This is a genomic window from Bradyrhizobium sp. CAR08 (genome assembly GCF_052871955.1).
The window spans coordinates 129005-146249 of the sequence record NZ_JBIXJX010000003.1; the positions used below are offsets into that span (position 1 = coordinate 129005).

The 17245-nt window shown below is 65.0% G+C and carries 21 protein-coding genes; 10 read left to right on the forward strand and 11 right to left on the reverse strand.

Annotation, left to right across the window (positions count from 1 at the left end; all coding sequences use genetic code 11):
• Positions 1-8: 8 nt before the first annotated feature.
• Genes ACIPUD_RS08050 through hslV form a run of 3 tightly spaced genes read right to left on the reverse strand, consistent with a single transcriptional unit; the run spans position 9 to position 1672 of the window.
• The gene (locus ACIPUD_RS08050; RefSeq protein WP_446480358.1) at positions 9-626 is read right to left on the reverse strand and encodes a DUF2585 domain-containing protein; all 618 of its coding nucleotides are present in this window, start codon (positions 624-626) and stop codon (positions 9-11) included.
• On the reverse strand, positions 623-1108 hold the full coding sequence (locus ACIPUD_RS08055; RefSeq protein WP_085359563.1) for a GNAT family N-acetyltransferase: 486 nt from the start codon (positions 1106-1108) through the stop codon (positions 623-625). Before ACIPUD_RS08055 ends, ACIPUD_RS08050 begins: the two co-directional genes overlap by 4 nt.
• Before the next feature lie 3 nt (positions 1109-1111).
• Positions 1112-1672: an ATP-dependent protease subunit HslV gene (gene hslV, locus ACIPUD_RS08060; RefSeq protein WP_018459630.1), complete on the reverse strand. Its 561-nt coding sequence runs from the start codon at positions 1670-1672 to the stop codon at positions 1112-1114.
• A gap of 189 nt (positions 1673-1861) precedes the next feature.
• Here hslV and hisB point away from each other — a divergent pair, with 189 nt between their 5' ends.
• From hisB to ACIPUD_RS08100, 8 genes are all read left to right on the forward strand, one after another.
• Positions 1862-2455 carry an imidazoleglycerol-phosphate dehydratase HisB gene (gene hisB / locus ACIPUD_RS08065; protein WP_007604059.1) on the forward strand — a complete coding sequence of 198 codons (594 nt, stop codon included), beginning with the start codon at positions 1862-1864 and terminating at the stop codon, positions 2453-2455.
• Positions 2456-2521: 66 nt separating this feature from the next.
• Complete coding sequence (locus ACIPUD_RS08070) at positions 2522-3052, forward strand: DUF2628 domain-containing protein (RefSeq protein WP_377786764.1); 531 nt, start codon at positions 2522-2524, stop codon at positions 3050-3052.
• A complete protein-coding gene (gene hisH, locus ACIPUD_RS08075) occupies positions 3049-3699 on the forward strand; it encodes an imidazole glycerol phosphate synthase subunit HisH (RefSeq protein ID WP_018459628.1) in 651 nt (216 codons plus the stop codon). The genes ACIPUD_RS08070 and hisH overlap by 4 nt, the downstream gene beginning before the upstream one ends.
• Complete coding sequence (hisA, locus tag ACIPUD_RS08080; RefSeq protein ID WP_166517632.1) at positions 3687-4433, forward strand: 1-(5-phosphoribosyl)-5-[(5-phosphoribosylamino)methylideneamino]imidazole-4-carboxamide isomerase; 747 nt, start codon at positions 3687-3689, stop codon at positions 4431-4433. The genes hisH and hisA overlap by 13 nt, the downstream gene beginning before the upstream one ends.
• A gap of 10 nt (positions 4434-4443) precedes the next feature.
• Positions 4444-5220 carry an imidazole glycerol phosphate synthase subunit HisF gene (hisF, locus tag ACIPUD_RS08085; protein WP_085349252.1) on the forward strand — a complete coding sequence of 259 codons (777 nt, stop codon included), beginning with the start codon at positions 4444-4446 and terminating at the stop codon, positions 5218-5220.
• A 100-nt stretch (positions 5221-5320) separates the two neighbouring features.
• Positions 5321-5647, forward strand: a complete 327-nt coding sequence (locus tag ACIPUD_RS08090; protein ID WP_007598445.1) for a phosphoribosyl-ATP diphosphatase — start codon at positions 5321-5323, stop codon at positions 5645-5647.
• A 20-nt stretch (positions 5648-5667) separates the two neighbouring features.
• Entirely contained in the window at positions 5668-6624 is a 957-nt protein-coding gene (gene coaA, locus ACIPUD_RS08095) for a type I pantothenate kinase (protein ID WP_007598451.1), read from the forward strand.
• A gap of 105 nt (positions 6625-6729) precedes the next feature.
• Positions 6730-6969, forward strand: coding sequence for a hypothetical protein (locus tag ACIPUD_RS08100; protein ID WP_085349253.1), 240 nt, complete (start codon positions 6730-6732; stop codon positions 6967-6969).
• A 61-nt stretch (positions 6970-7030) separates the two neighbouring features.
• Here the strand turns inward: ACIPUD_RS08100 and ACIPUD_RS08105 are convergent, their stop codons facing one another.
• The 6 genes from ACIPUD_RS08105 to ACIPUD_RS08130 form a co-directional block, all read right to left on the reverse strand.
• The gene (locus tag ACIPUD_RS08105) at positions 7031-8089 is read right to left on the reverse strand and encodes an AI-2E family transporter (protein ID WP_085349254.1); all 1059 of its coding nucleotides are present in this window, start codon (positions 8087-8089) and stop codon (positions 7031-7033) included.
• A 52-nt stretch (positions 8090-8141) separates the two neighbouring features.
• On the reverse strand, positions 8142-8771 hold the full coding sequence (locus tag ACIPUD_RS08110; RefSeq protein ID WP_085349255.1) for a histidine phosphatase family protein: 630 nt from the start codon (positions 8769-8771) through the stop codon (positions 8142-8144).
• A gap of 101 nt (positions 8772-8872) precedes the next feature.
• Complete coding sequence (locus tag ACIPUD_RS08115) at positions 8873-11098, reverse strand: ATP-binding protein (protein ID WP_446480470.1); 2226 nt, start codon at positions 11096-11098, stop codon at positions 8873-8875.
• 140 nt (positions 11099-11238) lie between these two features.
• Positions 11239-11706, reverse strand: coding sequence for a hypothetical protein (locus ACIPUD_RS08120; protein ID WP_085349256.1), 468 nt, complete (start codon positions 11704-11706; stop codon positions 11239-11241).
• Positions 11707-11825: 119 nt separating this feature from the next.
• The gene (locus ACIPUD_RS08125) at positions 11826-12167 is read right to left on the reverse strand and encodes a hypothetical protein (protein ID WP_018459621.1); all 342 of its coding nucleotides are present in this window, start codon (positions 12165-12167) and stop codon (positions 11826-11828) included.
• A 55-nt stretch (positions 12168-12222) separates the two neighbouring features.
• Positions 12223-13761, reverse strand: coding sequence for a YifB family Mg chelatase-like AAA ATPase (locus ACIPUD_RS08130; protein WP_446480359.1), 1539 nt, complete (start codon positions 13759-13761; stop codon positions 12223-12225).
• 228 nt (positions 13762-13989) lie between these two features.
• Here ACIPUD_RS08130 and ACIPUD_RS08135 point away from each other — a divergent pair, with 228 nt between their 5' ends.
• Both ACIPUD_RS08135 and ACIPUD_RS08140 read left to right on the forward strand, forming a co-directional pair.
• Positions 13990-14235, forward strand: coding sequence for a PilZ domain-containing protein (locus ACIPUD_RS08135; protein ID WP_446480360.1), 246 nt, complete (start codon positions 13990-13992; stop codon positions 14233-14235).
• Between the two features lie 80 nt (positions 14236-14315).
• A complete protein-coding gene (locus ACIPUD_RS08140) occupies positions 14316-15101 on the forward strand; it encodes a tetratricopeptide repeat protein (protein ID WP_018459619.1) in 786 nt (261 codons plus the stop codon).
• Positions 15102-15170: 69 nt separating this feature from the next.
• On the opposite strand, the gene ACIPUD_RS08145 is transcribed toward ACIPUD_RS08140, so the two are convergent.
• Together ACIPUD_RS08145 and ACIPUD_RS08150 are read right to left on the reverse strand one after the other, a co-directional pair.
• Positions 15171-16460, reverse strand: coding sequence for an AAA family ATPase (locus ACIPUD_RS08145; RefSeq protein WP_085349264.1), 1290 nt, complete (start codon positions 16458-16460; stop codon positions 15171-15173).
• Positions 16457-17191, reverse strand: coding sequence for a CpaD family pilus assembly protein (locus ACIPUD_RS08150; protein WP_018459617.1), 735 nt, complete (start codon positions 17189-17191; stop codon positions 16457-16459). The genes ACIPUD_RS08145 and ACIPUD_RS08150 overlap by 4 nt, the downstream gene beginning before the upstream one ends.
• Between the last annotated feature and the right edge of the window lie 54 nt (positions 17192-17245).

A 17245-nucleotide genomic window follows, 5' to 3' on the forward strand; every position in this document is an offset into this window, starting at 1 on the left:
TTTGGCCGTCAGATGATCGGCGGACCCGATTGCCATAGTTTCACGACCTCGATCGGATGGATCAGCATCAGGATATTGAGCGTCAGATTGTCGCGAATATGCAGCGCCAGCATGATTTCGAAGGCGAGCCCAAGCAGGATGGTCACTGATACAGGCAGCAGGCGCGCTACGAGGAAGCCCAGCATCATGGACAAATTGTCAGAGATCGAATTGACGATGCTGTCGCCGAAATAATCCAGCGAGATCGTGCCGGCGCGGTAGCGTTCGATGATGAAGGGCGAGTTCTCGACGATCTCCCAGGCACCTTCGATCAGCATGGCGATGATCAGGCGGGCGGGCCAGGACAGAGACACGAACGGCAGCCGCGCGAACAGCAGCCAGGTCAGCCCGTAAAACAGGAAGCCGTGCAGGATGTGCGAGAAGGTGTACCAGTCGGCGATGTGCTGCGAATTCTCCGAGCTGTTCACCACGCCATGCCACAGCTTGACATAGCCGCAGGTGCAGATCGGCACCCGGCCCATCGCAAGCAGGATCGAGGCCTGCATCGCCAGCAGCAGCAGCGCGATGCCGACCCAGGCGAGCGGCGGAAACGCGGCCCTGCTCTCATGCGTGGTTGCCAGCGTCATGGCTCGCGCACCATCAGGAGTGCGGGCCCGTCGGGCGTCTCGACCATGCGTTCCCGGACAAAGCCGGCCTTCTCATAGGCGCGCACGGCGCGCGCGTTGAGCGGATCAGGATCAGTAACGATGCGCGGCAGGCCCTGCCGCAACTGCGCGTCGGCGAATTGCCGGATGAATGCCGAACCGTGCCCGCGCGCGATCATGTCGCTTTCGCCGATGAACTGATCGATGCCACGGGTGGCCTCCGGTTGCGGCCCAAGACCCGTATTCCAGGCGGTCAGGCGGTAGCATTGAAGATAGCCGAACGGCTTGCCGTCGGCCAACACGATGAACTGGTCCATTGCCGGCTCGCCGAGATCGCCGCTCACGAGCGCGAACTGCTCGTCCGGATCGCCCCACCATTCCCGCACATGCGCTTCGCCCAGCCATCGCCGAATCAGCGGCAGAACGGCCGCGGTCATCGGGCGGAAGGTGTAGGCGAGGGCCATGGCCTACCCGGCCGACAGCGCTTCGATGGTCACATTGCGGTTGGTGTAGACGCAGATATCGGCGGCGATGTCGAGGGAGCGGCGGACGATGGTCTCGGCGTCCTTGTCGGTGTCGAGTAGGGCGCGGGCGGCCGCCAGCGCGTAATTCCCGCCGGAGCCGATCGCCATGACGCCGGCTTCGGGCTCCAACACGTCGCCGGTGCCTGTCAGCACCAGGGAGACGTCCTTGTCGGCGACGATCATCATGGCCTCCAGCCGCCGCAAATAACGGTCGGTGCGCCAGTCCTTGGCGAGCTCGACGGCGGCCCGGGTCAATTGCCCCGGATATTGCTCGAGTTTGGCTTCCAGACGCTCGAACAGCGTGAAGGCGTCGGCGGTGGCGCCGGCAAAGCCGCCGATGACGTCGCCCTTGCCGAGTTTCCGGACCTTCCTGGCGTTGTGCTTGATCACGGTCTGGCCGATCGAGACCTGGCCGTCGCCGCCGACCACCACCTTGCCGCCCTTGCGGACCGTCAAAATCGTGGTGCCGTGCCAGCCCGGCGAGCTGTTTGGGGAGTCCTGCATGAATGATCCTCGTTGACCGGGCTGATTTAGGCGGTCGGGAGCGGGGGCACAACGGGCCGCTCCGGGCCCAATTCGCTCACCATAGGCAGAAGTAGAGGCCCGGCCAGCCGTTGCCGCAGTAGCGAAGGCGTCATTTGGCTGTTAAAAGACCGGCGTTTTCGGCCCGAACTAGGATGGAAGCGTGTTTTGATGCGCACCGCGACGATCAAGCGCAAGACCAAGGAAACCGACATCGAGGTCACCGTGAACCTCGATGGCTCCGGCGTGTCCAATATCGCGACCGGCATCGGCTTTTTCGACCATATGCTCGATCTCCTCGCCCGCCATTCCCGCATTGACCTCACGGTCAAGGCGGTCGGCGATTTGCACATCGATCATCACCATACCACCGAAGACACCGGCATCGCGCTCGGCCAGGCCGTCAAGCAGGCGCTCGGCAACATGGCGGGCATCACCCGCTATGCCGGCGTGCACATGCCCATGGACGAGACGCTGTCACGCGTGGTCATCGACATCTCGGGCCGCCCGGTCCTGGTGTTCAAGGTCGACTTTCCCCGCGACAAGATCGGCGAGTTCGACACCGAGCTGGTGCGCGAGTGGTTCCAGGCCTTCGCCATGAACGCCGGCGTGACTCTTCACGTCGAGACCCTATATGGCGATAACAGCCACCATATCGCCGAGTCCTGCTTCAAGGGTCTGGCACGGGCGCTGCGCACCGCCGTCGCGATCGATCCGAAGGCGGTGGGCGAAATCCCGTCCACCAAGGGCTCGCTCGGCGGCTGACATCTTTCGGCCCGCGGCGCGCGCCGTTTGCGGTATCACTGAATTCCTAGGGAACGGGCCATCGCCATGTCCGTCTACACAGTTCATGCTCCCTCCCCCGCAGGAGCCGATCTGCGCGCGACCGACAAGTTCGTCTTCGTGCGCGACGGCTTCCATTTTTGGGCGATGATCTTCGGACCGCTCTGGCTGCTGTGGAATCGGCTGTGGCTGGCGCTGATCGGCTGGGTGATCTTCGTTGCCGCGTTCAACGTCGGGCTGTCCAGCCTTGGCGTCGGCCGGTCGTCGATCGTCTTCGCCGACGTCATCGTCGCGCTGCTGATGGGATTCGAGGCCTCCAGCCTGCGCCGCTGGACGCTCTCGCGCGGTAAATGGCGGCAGCTCGACGTGGTGATTTCCGACGACGAGGACACCGCCGAGCGCCGCTTCTTCGAGCGCTGGAGCCAGAAGCAGCGCGGCATCGTCAACGATCAATGGGCCGTCGATCGCGGTGGCCCGCCGCCGACCCGCAACGTGCCGGGTCAGCAATTCTCCAACCCGCCGCCAATGCCGGCAGGTGGCATCATTGGTTTGTTTCCAGAACCGGGAGGGTCAAGATGAGCGTCGCCATCATCGATTACGGTTCCGGCAATCTGCATTCGGCCGCCAAGGCGTTCGAGCGCGCCGCGCGCGGCATGGACAACCCGCAAAAGGTGTTCGTCACTAGCGATCCAGACCAGGCCTACAGCGCCGACCGTCTGGTACTGCCGGGCGTCGGTGCCTTCGCTGATTGCCGGCGCGGGCTCGATGCCGTCAACGGCATGGTCGAGGCGATCACCGAAGCGGTGCGCGTCAAGGCGCGGCCGATGTTCGGCATCTGCGTCGGCATGCAGCTGTTCGCCACCCGCGGCAAGGAGCATGTGATCACGCAAGGGCTGAACTGGATCGGCGGCGACGTCGAGAAGATCACGCCGAACGACGAGAGGCTGAAGATCCCGCACATGGGATGGAATACGCTCGATGTGCTGCGCGAGCATCCGGTGCTGGACAGGCTGCCGCTCGGCCCCAAGGGCCAGCACGCTTATTTCGTGCACTCCTACCACCTCAACGCCACCAACGAGGCGGACGTGCTCGCGCGCGCCGATTACGGCGGGCCCGTCACCGCGATCGTCGGCAAGGACACCGCGATCGGGACGCAGTTTCACCCCGAGAAGAGCCAGCGCTTCGGCCTCGCCCTGATCTCGAATTTTTTGCGATGGAAACCGTGATTCTCTTTCCCGCGATCGACCTCAAGAACGGCCAATGCGTGCGCCTCGAACAGGGCGACATGGCGCGCGCGACCGTGTTCAACCTCAATCCCGCTGCGCAGGCGGCGAGCTTCGTCGCGCAAGGCTTTGAGTATCTCCACGTCGTCGACCTCGACGGCGCGTTTGCCGGGAAGCCTGTGAACGCGCAGGCCGTCGAAGCGATGCTGAAGACGATCACGATTCCGGTGCAGCTCGGTGGCGGCATTCGCGATCTCGCGACTGTCGAAGCCTGGCTCGAAAAGGGCATCACCCGCGTCATCATCGGCACCGCCGCGGTGCGCGACCCCGAATTGGTGAAGGCTGCCGCCAGGAAATTCCCCGGCCGCGTCGCGGTCGGGCTCGATGCACGTGACGGCAAGGTCGCGGTCGAAGGCTGGGCCGAGACCTCGCAGGTGACGGTGCTGGAGATCGCACGGCGTTTCGAGGATGCCGGCGTTGCCGCCATCATCTTCACCGACATCGCGCGCGACGGCCTGCTCAAAGGCTTGAATCTCGATGCGACCATTGCGCTGGCGGATGCGATCTCGATTCCCGTGATCGCCTCCGGCGGCCTCGCCTCGATCGAGGACGTCAAGGCGATGCTGACGCCGCGCGCGAAAAAGCTCGCCGGCGCGATCGCCGGCCGCGCGCTCTATGACGGCCGGCTCGATCCTGCGTCCGCCCTCGCCCTGATCCGTAACGCAGGCGCTGCCTAGGAGACCTCCGATGTTCAAGGTGCGCGTGATCCCCTGCCTCGACGTCAAGGACGGCCGGGTCGTCAAGGGCGTCAACTTCGTCGATTTGCGCGATGCCGGTGACCCCGTCGAAGCGGCGATCGCCTATGACGCCGCCGGCGCGGACGAACTTACGTTTCTCGACATCACCGCGACCCATGAGAATCGCGGCATCATGCTGGACGTGGTCCGGCGCACCGCGGAAGCCTGCTTCATGCCCCTCACCGTCGGCGGCGGCGTGCGTGAGGTGAGCGACATCAAGACCCTGCTGCGCGCCGGTGCGGACAAGGTCTCGATCAACAGCGCCGCGGTGTCGCGGCGCGAGTTCGTCAAGGAAGCCGCCGAGAAATTCGGCGGGCAATGCGTGGTGGTCGCGATCGACGCAAAGCGGGTCAAGCGCGCCGGTGGCGGAGAGCGCTGGGAGATCTTCACCCATGGCGGCCGCAACTCGACCGGCATCGATGCCGTCGAATATGCCCAGGAGGTGGTCTCGCTCGGCGCCGGTGAAATCCTGCTCACCTCGATGGACCGCGACGGCACACGGCAGGGTTTTGACATCCCGCTGACCCGGGCGATCGCCGACAGCATTCCCGTTCCTGTGATCGCCTCGGGCGGCGTCGGCAATCTCGACCACCTCGTCGACGGTATTCGCGACGGCCACGCCACCGCCGTGCTGGCCGCCTCGATCTTCCATTTCGGGGAATTCACCATCCGCGAAGCCAAGGAGCACATGTCCCGGCGCGGGCTGCCCATGCGCCTCGATGCCTGACGACTCCCGTTCCTAAAAATGCTAAATCATCGGCGGGAACCGGCTTATCCCGTCAGAAACCGGCCAATCATCGGCCAAGGCGCGTTTTCCGAGTATTTGTATGCCGCGTTTCACCATCCACGATCTGGCCGAGACCATCGACGCCCGCGCGGCAGCGGGTGGCGAGGCGTCCTATACCCGCAAGCTCCTCGACAAGGGCGCCGAACATTGCGCCAAAAAGTTCGGTGAGGAGGCAGTCGAAACCGTAATCGCAGCAGTCGAAAACGATCGCGCGCATCTGATCGCCGAAGGCGCCGACCTGCTCTATCATTTCCTTGTGCTGCTCAAGGCCCGCGGCGTAAAGCTGGAAGAGGTCGAGGCCGCATTGGACAAGCGGACCAATATGTCAGGGTTGGAAGAAAAGGCGTCGCGTAAGGGCGGCAGCTAGCCGAGGTGGAGAGTCGCGTCATGGATATCCGCGCACCCGAGCAGCAGTATAATCCGTACCGCGTCTATACGCGCGAGGAGTGGTCGCGACTGCGCGACGACACGCCGATGACGCTGGAGCCGGGCGAGTTCGACCGGCTACGCTCGCTGCACGACCGCCTCGATTTGCAGGAGGTCGAGGACATCTACCTGCCGCTGTCGCGCCTGCTGTCGATTTATGTCGATGCGATGCAGCGGCTTTATTACGCGGAGCGCCAGTTCCTCAACATCCGCGACCGCAAGATGCCCTACATCATCGGCGTCGCCGGTTCGGTCGCGGTTGGAAAATCCACCACGGCCCGCGTGCTTCAGGCGCTGCTGGCGCGCTGGTCGCCGCGTCCCAAGGTCGAGCTGATCACCACCGACGGATTTCTGTATCCCAACGCCGTGCTGGAGCGGCAGGGCATCATGCAGAAGAAGGGTTTTCCGGAGAGCTACGACCTGCCGCTGCTGCTCAGCTTCCTCTCGGACATCAAGGCCGGCCGCCGCCATGTGCGCGCGCCGGTCTATTCGCATTTGACCTACGACATTGTGCCGAACCAGTGGGCCGAGATCGACCAGCCCGACATCCTGATCGTCGAGGGCGTCAACGTGCTGCAGACCGGCAAGCTGCCGCGTGACGGCAAGGCCGTGCCCGTGGTGTCCGACTTCTTCGATTTCTCGGTCTATATCGACGCCGACGAGGCCGCGCTGCGGCAGTGGTACATCAGGCGCTTCCTGTCGCTGCGCGACACCGCGTTCACCAATCCAAAATCCTACTTCAACCGCTACGCGCTGTTGTCGGACGAGGAAGCCACCGCCACCGCGATCGCGATCTGGGAACGCACCAACCTCGCCAATCTCGAGGACAACATCCTGCCGACCCGTCCCCGCGCGACCCTGATCCTGAAGAAGGGCGCCGATCACACGGTGGCGAGCGTGGCGCTCAGGCGGCTGTAGCAGCCTTGATGAACGCAGCCCTTGTTAAATTTCGGGCTGAGTATCTTTTGTTGCAGACCGGCGAGGGGTATTTGGTTATGGCTTTCGGAAACGCACACGGGCCCCATGGTTGATCGTCTCAGAAGCGCTGCCGAGCAGCTGGAAGCACCGACCTGCCCGGATTGCCATATCGAGATGAAGTGGTTCCGTTCCGAGCTGCTGGCGGACGAGCCGGCCCCGATCATCGCGCATCTTTTCGTGTGCCCGCATTGCAAGCGCGCGGCCCAGGCAGACACCAAATTCAAGGGCACGCCAGCGCCGCCGGCCAAGCTGTCCGCGCCGCGGTTTGCTGCTCACGCCGCGTAGCATTCGGGGGTGGCCGGATTCGGCGCTCGGCTGGCCGCCGGATAGTAACTCGACATGACGATCATTTCCGGGCCTCCTGTCGCGCTTTCGAGCCGATGAAGATGTGCCACGCCGTGAGAAACATCGCGGCGACGAGCGGGCCGATAACGAACCCGTTCGCTCCGAAAGCCGCAAGGCCGCCTACGGTAGCGAGCAGCACGACATAGCTCGGCATTTGGATCGACTGGCCGACCAGGATCGGACGGAGAAAATTGTCCGCAAGACCGATCACGAAGATCCCGAAGGCGAGCAGGATGATCCCTTTCGTGACTGAGCCTGCCACAAGCAGGTAGAGCGCGACCGGAACCCAAACTAGCGCAGAGCCGAGCACGGGCAGAAGCGAGAGCAGCGCCATCAGGGCGCCCGCCAGCAGCGGGGCAGTCAGGCCGAGCACCCAGAAAATCAGCCCGCCAAGCGCTCCCTGAATCAGCGCAACGAGAACGATCCCCTTGATCGTCCCGCGAACCGCGAGGGTGAATGCATTCAGAATCTCGGTGGTGTGGCTCGGCCGCAGCGGAAGCGCGTCGCGAATCCGCGCGTTGAGCTCGTCACCATCGCGGAGCAGGAAGAACAGCAGGTACAACATCACGAGCAAGCTTGCGACGAACTCCAGCGTCAACTGACCGATGTTGATGGCGTGCCCCGCCAGCTGTTGGCCGGCAGGTACGACCAGACTCGACAGACGTTCCTTCAGGGCCGAAAAATCGATGCCGGCCAGGCGATCCGACAGGGAAGCAGCCCAGGCGGGCAGCGCGGATTTCAGCTGCTGCAGGGGATGAGCGAAACTGATCTCTCCACTCTGAGCGCGCTGATACAGCTCCCCACCCTGGTCGATGAGCGAGGCGATGACGACCGCCACCGGGATGAGGACCATGACGATCACGACGACGACAGTGAACGATGCGACCAAGTTGCGCCTTCCCGGAAGCGTTTCCAGGGCCCGTCGATAGAGTGGCGCGAAGATGATCGCCAGAAGCGTGGCCCACAACAACGCGCCGGAGAACGGCCAAAGCACCCACCCGAAGGCAAGGGAGATCGCGGCAAGCAAGATGAGGAATGAGCGGTCTTCCGATGTTCTCACGTGTTCGCCAGCCCTTCTGTGGCCAGAGCATGTTCACCCGAATTCCGGGCCGTCACTTGTCTGCTTTCGCGGTCCAGTCGGCGAACTTGATGCGTCCTGCAAAGGTTGCAGGACCCGAGCCGCCGGCCTTGTAGACGAAAGCTTCGCCTTCCTGCACGTCCCCGGCTTCCTTGCCGAAGGCATCGGCGATGTTGGTCTTGTGGGTGACCAGGAAGGTGTTGGTGCCGGCCTTGGGCGGCGCGTCGACGAGCTGCCGCACGGCCTGGCCCGCCTTTGCATTTGCACCGGTCGGATTTGCCATGCCCGACGCACTCGCGTTACTGCTGTCCGTCAATGCGTCGACCGGCTTGATCTCGCGGCCGGAGATCAGTCTGCCGGCCTCGATCGCGCGGTTCAGCCGGCTGGTGTAGACGTCGCCGATCGGGATCGCGAGTTCCTTGATGGCCGTCCCGATCTGGCGCGCCATGTCCCGGCCCTTTTCACTGAGCTGACGCTGGGCGCTCATGTCGTCGAATTTGAAAGGGTAGACATCCTTTTGGCTGTCGTCGGTAGCGGTGTGGCGAAACACCAGCACGTAGCCGCCTTGCTTGAGCGAGGCGATCAGTTGCGAGCTATCGGCCGCGGCGGCTTGAGTGGAACCACAGAGAAGGATCACGAAAGCGAGGCGGCAAAGCACGTTCATGCGAAATCCTCTGTTTAAATGCCCCAGAGGATGGTGACGTGCGACGCGGTCGATTTCAATTGTCGATTACCGGCCGAGATCAGGTTCCCAAGAAATCCGAATCAAACCGCGAGCTGCCGCGCCGCCGCCAGTCCGGCCAGCGCCTCTTCCAGCTTCTCGCGATCGAGCGGCTTGATCAGAAACCCGTTCATGCCCGCTTCAAAGCAGGCGTAGCGATCTTCCACCAGCGTATTGGCGGTGAGCGCGAGGATCGGCGTGTGATGGCCGCCTCTAGCTGCCTCATGCGCACGGATTCGTTTTGTCGTTTCGATGCCGTCAAGCTGCGGCATCTGGATGTCCATCAGCACGAGATCATAGGGCGTGCCGGCCGATGCCGCGCCGAGCCAGGATTCCAGCGCGGCCTCGCCATTAATCGCGATGACGACGCGGTGGCCGAGTTTCGTCAGCAGCGAGCGCATCAACAGCGCGTTGATCTCGTTGTCCTCGGCGACGAGAACCGACAGGCCTTTCGCCGGTACCGCGGCGGTGGATGGGGCCGAGGGCTCCGGCGCGAGATCGGGCGAGGCGACCTCCGGGGGTAGCGTGAGGCGTGCGGCGAGCGAGGCCGCGCGCAGCGGCTTCACCAGGAAGCCCGTGAAGGCCGGCGAAAGTTTCTCGTGGCGCGAGCCGGACGTCAGCAGCACGAGGCGTTGCGTCGCATGACTGCGTGCGGCTTCGCCGAGGCGGTCGGCGGTGGCAGCGCCGAGCGCGCGATCGATCAGGACCGAATGCCATGAGCGTTCCGGCAGCAGCGCTTCCGCCACCGCGACGTCCGTCACCATGCAGGTCTGGCCGCCCCAGCGCTCCAGCCGGCGCGCGATCAAGGAGGCCTCGATGCCGTCGGCGATCAGCAGGATCGACTTGCCGGTGAGATCGGGGACGGGGAACGCCGTCTGTTCTGCGCCAGCGTGCGCTGGCGCGAGCGGAATCGCGACCTCGAAGGTCGAACCCTTGCCCGGCTCGCTCGTGAGCGTGATGCGGCCGCCCATGCGCTTGACGATGCGCTCGCTGATGGCGAGACCGAGGCCGGTGCCGCCATAGGTGCGGGCGACGCGTTCGTCGGCCTGCTCGAATTCGCGGAAGATGCGCTGTTGCGCGTCGGCTGCGATGCCGATGCCGGTGTCGCGCACCAGAAAACTGATCTCGTTCGGCCAGATGCCGGGCTCGACGATCAGCGCGACGCCGCCGCTCGCAGTGAACTTGATGGCGTTGCCGGCGAGGTTGAGCAGCACCTGGCGCAGCCGCGCGGCGTCGCCGACCACCTCGAGCGGCAGCCGCTCGTCGACATAGGCGGCGATCTCGAGCTGCTTCGCCTGCGCGCGCGGCGCGAGCAACTCGGTGATGTCCTCGATCAGGGCCGAGAGCGAAAAGGGACGCTGCTCGAGATCGAGCTTGCCGGCTTCGATCTTGGAATAGTCGAGCAACTCCTCGATCAGCGCCATCAGCGCTTCGCCGGAGGTCTTCACGGCCTTGGCGTAGGTCGACTGCTCAGGCGTCAGCGTGGTGTCGAGCAGCAGCCCGCCCATACCGATGATGCCGTTCAGCGGCGTGCGGATCTCGTGCGACGCCATCGCCAGGAAGCGCGATTTGGCCCGGTTGGCGGCGTCGGCCTGATCGCGGGCGTCGGACAGCGCGCGCTCGGTCTCGGTGCGGTCGGTGACGTCGCGTCCGACGCTCTGCAATTCGGCGGGCTCGCCGGCGTCGAGGCGGACATAGCCTTCGCGCCAGGCGATCCAGCGCGCGCCGAGCGGGGTTGCGATCTTCTGGTCGTGAATCCGCGTGCCGTTGCTCTCGCGAGCGCTGTCGCCCTGCTCCAGCACGGCGAAATCAAAGCGCGTGCCGACCAGCGCGCCGCGCGCCTGTCCGGCAAGCGCGCAATAGGCGTCGTTGGCGAAGGTGATGCGGCCGCTTGTGTCGCGCAGCACGATCAGATCGCCCTGCTGTTCGAACAGGCTGCGGGCGCGTTCTTCCGCTTCCTTCAACTCCCAATTGCGGTCGATCAGCGTTTCGTTGTGGGCAGCCAGCGCCCGCATCCGCTTGTTGACGAAGCGCAGGCGCATGCTGAGCGTGGCGAGGCCGAGGCAGGCGAGCGCGAACAGGAAGCTGACGCCGATCGCAAACGCATTGGGATCGTAGCCGGACGTCTCGGACCGGCTGCCGGAGACAAACCCATAGGCGCCGCCGAAGGTCGCCGAGAAGATCATGAAGGAGCGGATCGCAAAGGCGATTCGGGGGTGCTGTCGCCTGAAGCGGCGCATGCGCACCTTGATCCGGAACGTCCGACCCATCGCCACCGACCCGACTGTTTTCATAAAACGCTACGCTCGCTGTAAACGACGATGTGCCGCCGACCTTGCGAACAGTTTGAGGCCCTGCGACCGCCTCCAAACAGGGTTGACGAGGCGTTAACGGCGCAAAGCGACGCGGCTCAAAGCGAGGCGGCCTGGAGACGGCGGTGGCCGCCGCGGGCGCCGACGATCAGCGCCGCCGCCTCGCGCTGCGAGAAGGTTTTCGAGCGCACATAGACACGGTAATCCGCCGGCCCCTCGGTGGAGAGATAGATCACCTGACCGCCGTCGACGGGCTGCGCAGCAATCGAGATCAGGCGAGTCGAGGGGTTGGCCTGGCAGGACTCCGATTCCGAGCCGAGGCCGTCGTCGACGACGGCGAAGTCGGCCGCGTCCGCATCCTCGGTGATCTGAACCCGCACCGTGGCGCGCGCGGGATCATCGGTGAAGGCGACATGCACGCCGGCGGTCCAGAACAGCGACGTCAGCTCGACCGAGGTGTCGCCGAGGGCGATGCAGGGATGCGAGACCGATCCGATCTCGCTTCGGGCAAACACCGCGGCCGCCAACAGGGGAACAACCGACGCCAGGATCTTGAAACGCAACATGACACGCTACTCGCCGGGCCCGGTACGGGGAACTGATGGGCCTTATGGTTTGCAGAGCGTAAAGGAAACTCGTTACCGCCGGGTTGATGCCGGTATCCGGGGACGAGGATCTCAGTCGGTTAGGCGCTTCTGTTCGTTTTTCGCTCGACTTCAGTGAGAACCAAATAGCTGTTCTTCCCGAAGCTGATCGCCCACAGCGCCGCCCAGGCACCCCACCTGTTCCTGACCTCGATCTCGACGGTTTGGCCGGGAGTGGTGCGAACGACGAGCGGCTGGCTCCTGCCCCAATCAATGGTCGCCTCGATCGTGCAGGCGCCGGCCGGCAGCGTGATCTCCAACACGCCGTTGCGCGCAAGCTTCCCAACGCTGGTCCCGTTGACCCACAGCTCGTATGACCTCAGCCAATCAGCATATTGGGACGCACGAACAAATCTGATGGTGCAGGCATTGGCGTCGGTCATAGCTTCACTCTCGGGGAACGTGCTGTTCGTCAGGAAGATGCCGCGGGTGTATCGGTCAGGCGATCTGGCGCACATCCTCCGCGAGTGCGCGGTAGGACAAGGCCTCGGCGAGATGCAGCCGGCCGATCCTGTCCGCATGATCGAGATCGGCCAGCGTGCGCGCCACCCGCAACACGCGGTGATAGCCGCGCGCCGACAGCCGCATGGTCTCGGCGGCGTCGCGCAGCAGCTTCTGGCCTTGCGCATCCGGTTTGGCAATCTCCTCCAACACCGAGGCCGGCGCTTCGGCATTGGTGCGAACCTTCGGCAGGCCGGCGTCCGCGTAGCGGGCGAGCTGGATATCCCGCGCCGCCGCCACGCGCGCGGCGACTTCGGCCGAGCCCTCTGCGGGCGGCGGCAGGATCAAATCGGCCGCGGTCACCGCGGGAACCTCGATGCGCAAATCGATGCGGTCCATCAGCGGCCCCGAGATGCGGGCCTGGTAGTCGCCCGTGCAGCGATCGATGCGGCCGCGCTTGCAGGCATAGCCGGGCTCGAACGCATTGCCGCAGCGGCAGGGATTCATCGCCGCGACCAGCATGAAGCGTGCGGGATAGGTGACGCGGTGATTGGCGCGGGACACCGAGACCTCGCCGTTCTCCAGCGGCTGGCGCAGCGAATCCAGCACGCGCGGATCGAATTCGGGGAGCTCGTCGAGGAACAGCACGCCCTGATGCGCGAGCGAGATCTCGCCGGGCCGGGCGCGCATGCCGCCGCCGGTGAGCGCAGCCATGCTGGCGGAATGATGCGGCGAGCGAAACGGCCGCCGCGCCGTCAGTGCGCCGCCCTCGATCTCGCCGGCAACAGAGGCGATCATCGAGACCTCGAGCAACTCGCCCGGTGACAGCGGCGGCAGGATCGAGGGCAGGCGTGCCGCCAGCATCGATTTGCCGGCGCCGGGCGCGCCGATCATCAGCAGGTGATGGCCGCCGGCGGCCGCGATCTCCAGCGCCCGCTTGGCGCTCTCCTGGCCCTTGATGTCGCGCAGGTCGAGCGGCGAGCTTGCTGCTTCATGCACCTTCGGCACAGGCCGCGACAGCACCTGCGTTCCCTTGAAATGGTTGGCTATCTGGATCAGCGAACTTGCGGCGATGATCTGGATGTCCGGGCTCGCCCATGCCGCTTCCGAGCCGCAAGCCGCCGGACAGATCAGCCCCTCCTCGCGCACATTGGCCCCAATCGCGGCGGGAAGAACACCGGCCACCGGCGCGATCGATCCGTCGAGGCCAAGCTCGCCCAGAACGGTGAAGCCGGTCAGCGCATCCGGAGGGATCGCGCCGATCGCCCCCATCAGGCCGAGCGCGATCGGCAGGTCATAATGGCTGCCCTCCTTGGGCAAATCGGCGGGCGCGAGATTGACGGTGATCCGCCGCGCCGGCAGCGCCAGCCCTGAGGCGATCAGCGCCGAGCGGACCCGCTCGCGCGCCTCCGACACCGCCTTGTCCGGGAGACCGACGATCGCGAAGGCCGGCAGACCGGGCGCGACCTGCACCTGCACGTCGACCGCGCGGGCCTCGATCCCCTCAAAGGCGACGGTAGAAACCCGCTGAACCATGCCCGAACCAGCCTGCCCTTTTGCACAATTAGGGGTAGCAGAGCGGGCCAATTCTTGCAAGAACAATACAGGAACGCGTCGAAGGGCGCCGGAAGGTCCTAACCAATCGTAAACACGACGAAGACACTACGCCTCGAATGCAAGCTGCTCTGCTCAGCACATTCCAACGAATGTCCGCTACTCCTAGGGGTGCGGGATGGGCCGTGGTCTAACGGGTGAACAATTCAAATGCTTGCAAATCGCCGGAGAAGCGAACGACGGATGTGCACGCGGCTCGCGAAGATTCATTTTGGCGCGGGTTCGCTGCCGCGGGACTGCACGATCACGGATATTTCGGATGGCGGCGTGAAAGTCGTGGCGGAATTTCTGGAAGTGCCGCCGCAATTCACCATCATCTTCGCGCCCGACTATTCCCGGCACTGCCGCCTGCGCTGGCGCATCGGCTGCGAGTTCGGCGCTGAATTCACCGACTGAGCTTTCGGAAGCGCCCCGCCTTAACGGGACTTTAGCGTTAATCGGTAAGCATCTCTGATCAGTCGCCGAGTGATCAGAGTATGTCCAAGCGTTTGTCCGTCGCCTCTCTTCCGGCGAGATATCTGTTTTCCGCGCTTCTGATCCTGGCCCTCGGCGGCTGTCAGACAACCGGCATCGAGGACATCACCGGCGCGCTCGGCGGAAAGTCGGACACGGCTGGCAGGGCCGAGGCCAAGCCGGACGTGAAGCCGGACATGGATGCGCTGCGCGAGCGCTATCGCGCCAAGCCTGGCGATCCCAACGTCGCGCTCGAATACGGCAAGGCGTTGCGCCAGACCGGCCAGCGCGCGCAGGCGCTCGCGGTGCTGGAGCAGGCCGTGCTCGCCCATTCCAGCAACAAGGCGCTGCTCGCCGGCTACGGCCGTGCGCTCGCCGACAGCGGCAGTTTCCAGCAGGCGTTCGACGTCCTCGGCCGCGCGCATTCGCCCGAGGATCCCGACTGGCATATCCTGTCGGCGCAAGGCGCCGCGCTCGATCAGCTCGGTCGCAACGAGGAGGCGCAGCAATATTATGCCGCCGCGCTGAAGATCGTGCCGGACGAGCCGTCGGTGCTGTCCAATCTCGGACTGTCCTACATGCTGCAGAACAATCTGCCGCGGGCTGAGGAAACGATGCGCCGGGCGCACGAGCGCAATCCCGCCGATTTCCGCGTGCGCGCCAATCTCGCGCTCGTGCTGGGACTCGAAGGAAAGCAGGCCGAGGCCGAAGCCATCGTGAAGGCGGACCTGCCGCCGGATCAGGCGGCGGCCAAGGTCACGGCGCTGCGGCAGTTACTGGTGAAGAAGCAGCAGCGGGCGGAGAAGTAACTCGCTCGCGCGCGTCAGGATGCCGTGTCAGGAAGCCTTGGTCCGAACGCCTTGCTCAGAACGCCTTGCTCAGGATGCCTTGCGATGCGGGGCTGACCCGCGACCCGACCTGCCCTTCAGCTTCTTCAGCAGCGGCCCGAGCAGCGAGCGCTTCGGCTTCTTCACTTCGCCCCGCCCGGCGAGGCGGTTCGCCATGTTCTGGAACAGCTCGGTGGTGCGGTGGCTCTTGGAGACCTCCGCGATCATCTGGCCGTTGTTGGCCGCGGTCGAGAACAGCTTCGAATCGAACGGGATCACCGCGATCGGCTGGCTCTCCATGGTCTTGGCGAAGGCCTTGACCTCGATCTCCGCCCGCTTGGGCATGCCGACCTGGTTGATGCAGTAGAGCGGCGGCCGGTCGTTCGGCCGCGCCGCCTTCAAGACGTTCAGCATGTTCTTGGTGTTGCGCAGGTTCGCAAGATCGGGCTCGGCCACGATGACGATGTCGTCCGCGTTGACCAGCGCGCGACGGGTCCAGCCCGACCATTGATGGGGAACATCGAGCACGATGCAGGGCGTGGTCATGCGCAGCGTGTCGAACACCGCGTCAAAGGCCTCCGCGCCGAAATCGTAGACGCGGTCAAGGGTGGCGGGCGCAGCAAGCAGGCTGAGACGCTCGGTGCATTTGGAGAGCAGACGCTCTATCAGGGCCGTGTCCGGCCGATCCTGCGACAGCACCGCATTGGCGATGCCTTGCACCGGGTCCTGGTTGTAGTCGAGACCCGCGGTGCCGAAGGCGAGGTCGAGATCGATCACGACGGAATCGAGCGCGAGGTCGCGGGCGATGGTCCAGGCCACATTGTGCGCGACGGTGGAGGCACCGACACCGCCCTTGGCCCCGACCACCGCGATGACGCGGCCGGTGATGATGGTTTCGGACGCCGAGAACAGGCTGCAGATCGAGCGGACGACGTCGAGCGTTTCGACCGGTCCCACCACATAGTCGTTGACGCCGCGGCGGACCAACTCGCGATAGGGCGCGGTGTCGTTGGGATTGCCGATCACGACCACACGGGTGCCGGGATCGCAGACGCCGGCGAGGTCGTCGAGGCCCTCGAGGATGTCGCGGGTGCCGTCGGATTCGATCACGATGACGTTCGGCGTCGGCATCGTTTCATAGACTTCGATTGCCGCCGCGAGGCCACCGTCCTTGGCCGTGAGATGCGCCTTGGCGAGACGGCGATCCTGCCCGGCCGCGGTCACCGCGGCGAGCGTCTGCTCGGTCTCGCAAAAGGCTTGCACGGAGATGCGAGGAACCGGCGCAATGTGTTCCTCGGGGTGCTGCGGATCGTCCGCTTCTTCGTCGTGGACGCGTGTCATCTGCCTGTATCGCTGAGTTTGGCCTTGTCGGCGTCTGGATTGCTGCTCGCGATCGGCGTGCCCTTGCGATAGCGCTCGAAGGCCATGTCACGCCGTGCGTTATAGACCGGCGTCTCGGACCGCGGCTGCTCCAGGTCGGCCGGATTGTCGATCATGGCCGCGAGGTTGCGCTGGCTGGCGCAGCCCAGATTGAAATAGGGCCGGTTCTCGTTGTAGCCGGGGTCGAGGATGGAGGGGCCGATATCTTCCGGCCACAGCCCGCAGGGGCCGGCGACCGCGGCGATCCGGGAATAGCTCAGGCGGATGGTGGGCAGCAGCCCTGGATCCTCGGGCCGATAGGGATGCTGGACGATGGCACGCGATGGCACGCCGACGGATGCGAGCACGGAACGGATCTCGTGATAGGTCGCCGCCGCCGCGCGCGAATTCGCCGCGTTGACCGGGACGTCGACCACGACCGAGCCGGTGCCTTCGCGCACCCAGTCCCGGGCAATGCCGGCGACGTCCGCGTGCTGCGCGGCCGAGAGGCCGCCGCGAGCCTTGCCGACGAAGATCACGATCGACTTCTTGGCTTCCTCGACCGCGATCGGGTGACGCTGGCGATAGTCGGTCGGCACCGTCTGGGTGACGATCTCGCCGGTGGTGTTGCAGGCGCCCAGCATGACGGAGAGCCCCGTCAGTGCCAGCGCGACGCTCAACCCGCGACGTCGATCGGCCATGGTCTTCGTCATCGCTTCATCCCCTCGTGCCCCGTCTCTTGCCCCGTTCCTCAGGCTGTCCGTTCG

Bases quoted from the DNA above. Each gene is read 5' to 3' on its own strand.
- ACIPUD_RS08050 (WP_446480358.1), bottom strand. From the start codon at position 626: ATGACGCTGGCAACCACGCATGAGAGCAGGGCCGCGTTTCCGCCGCTC.
- ACIPUD_RS08055 (WP_085359563.1), bottom strand. From the start codon at position 1,108: ATGGCCCTCGCCTACACCTTCCGCCCGATGACCGCGGCCGTTCTGCCG.
- hslV (WP_018459630.1), bottom strand. From the start codon at position 1,672: ATGCAGGACTCCCCAAACAGCTCGCCGGGCTGGCACGGCACCACGATT.
- hisB (WP_007604059.1), top strand. From the start codon at position 1,862: ATGCGCACCGCGACGATCAAGCGCAAGACCAAGGAAACCGACATCGAG.
- ACIPUD_RS08070 (WP_377786764.1), top strand. From the start codon at position 2,522: ATGTCCGTCTACACAGTTCATGCTCCCTCCCCCGCAGGAGCCGATCTG.
- hisH (WP_018459628.1), top strand. From the start codon at position 3,049: ATGAGCGTCGCCATCATCGATTACGGTTCCGGCAATCTGCATTCGGCC.
- hisA (WP_166517632.1), top strand. From the start codon at position 3,687: ATGGAAACCGTGATTCTCTTTCCCGCGATCGACCTCAAGAACGGCCAA.
- hisF (WP_085349252.1), top strand. From the start codon at position 4,444: ATGTTCAAGGTGCGCGTGATCCCCTGCCTCGACGTCAAGGACGGCCGG.
- ACIPUD_RS08090 (WP_007598445.1), top strand. From the start codon at position 5,321: ATGCCGCGTTTCACCATCCACGATCTGGCCGAGACCATCGACGCCCGC.
- coaA (WP_007598451.1), top strand. From the start codon at position 5,668: ATGGATATCCGCGCACCCGAGCAGCAGTATAATCCGTACCGCGTCTAT.
- ACIPUD_RS08100 (WP_085349253.1), top strand. From the start codon at position 6,730: ATGGTTGATCGTCTCAGAAGCGCTGCCGAGCAGCTGGAAGCACCGACC.
- ACIPUD_RS08110 (WP_085349255.1), bottom strand. From the start codon at position 8,771: ATGAACGTGCTTTGCCGCCTCGCTTTCGTGATCCTTCTCTGTGGTTCC.
- ACIPUD_RS08115 (WP_446480470.1), bottom strand. From the start codon at position 11,098: ATGGGTCGGACGTTCCGGATCAAGGTGCGCATGCGCCGCTTCAGGCGA.
- ACIPUD_RS08120 (WP_085349256.1), bottom strand. From the start codon at position 11,706: ATGTTGCGTTTCAAGATCCTGGCGTCGGTTGTTCCCCTGTTGGCGGCC.
- ACIPUD_RS08125 (WP_018459621.1), bottom strand. From the start codon at position 12,167: ATGACCGACGCCAATGCCTGCACCATCAGATTTGTTCGTGCGTCCCAA.
- ACIPUD_RS08130 (WP_446480359.1), bottom strand. From the start codon at position 13,761: ATGGTTCAGCGGGTTTCTACCGTCGCCTTTGAGGGGATCGAGGCCCGC.
- ACIPUD_RS08135 (WP_446480360.1), top strand. From the start codon at position 13,990: ATGCTTGCAAATCGCCGGAGAAGCGAACGACGGATGTGCACGCGGCTC.
- ACIPUD_RS08140 (WP_018459619.1), top strand. From the start codon at position 14,316: ATGTCCAAGCGTTTGTCCGTCGCCTCTCTTCCGGCGAGATATCTGTTT.
- ACIPUD_RS08145 (WP_085349264.1), bottom strand. From the start codon at position 16,460: ATGACACGCGTCCACGACGAAGAAGCGGACGATCCGCAGCACCCCGAG.
- ACIPUD_RS08150 (WP_018459617.1), bottom strand. From the start codon at position 17,191: ATGACGAAGACCATGGCCGATCGACGTCGCGGGTTGAGCGTCGCGCTG.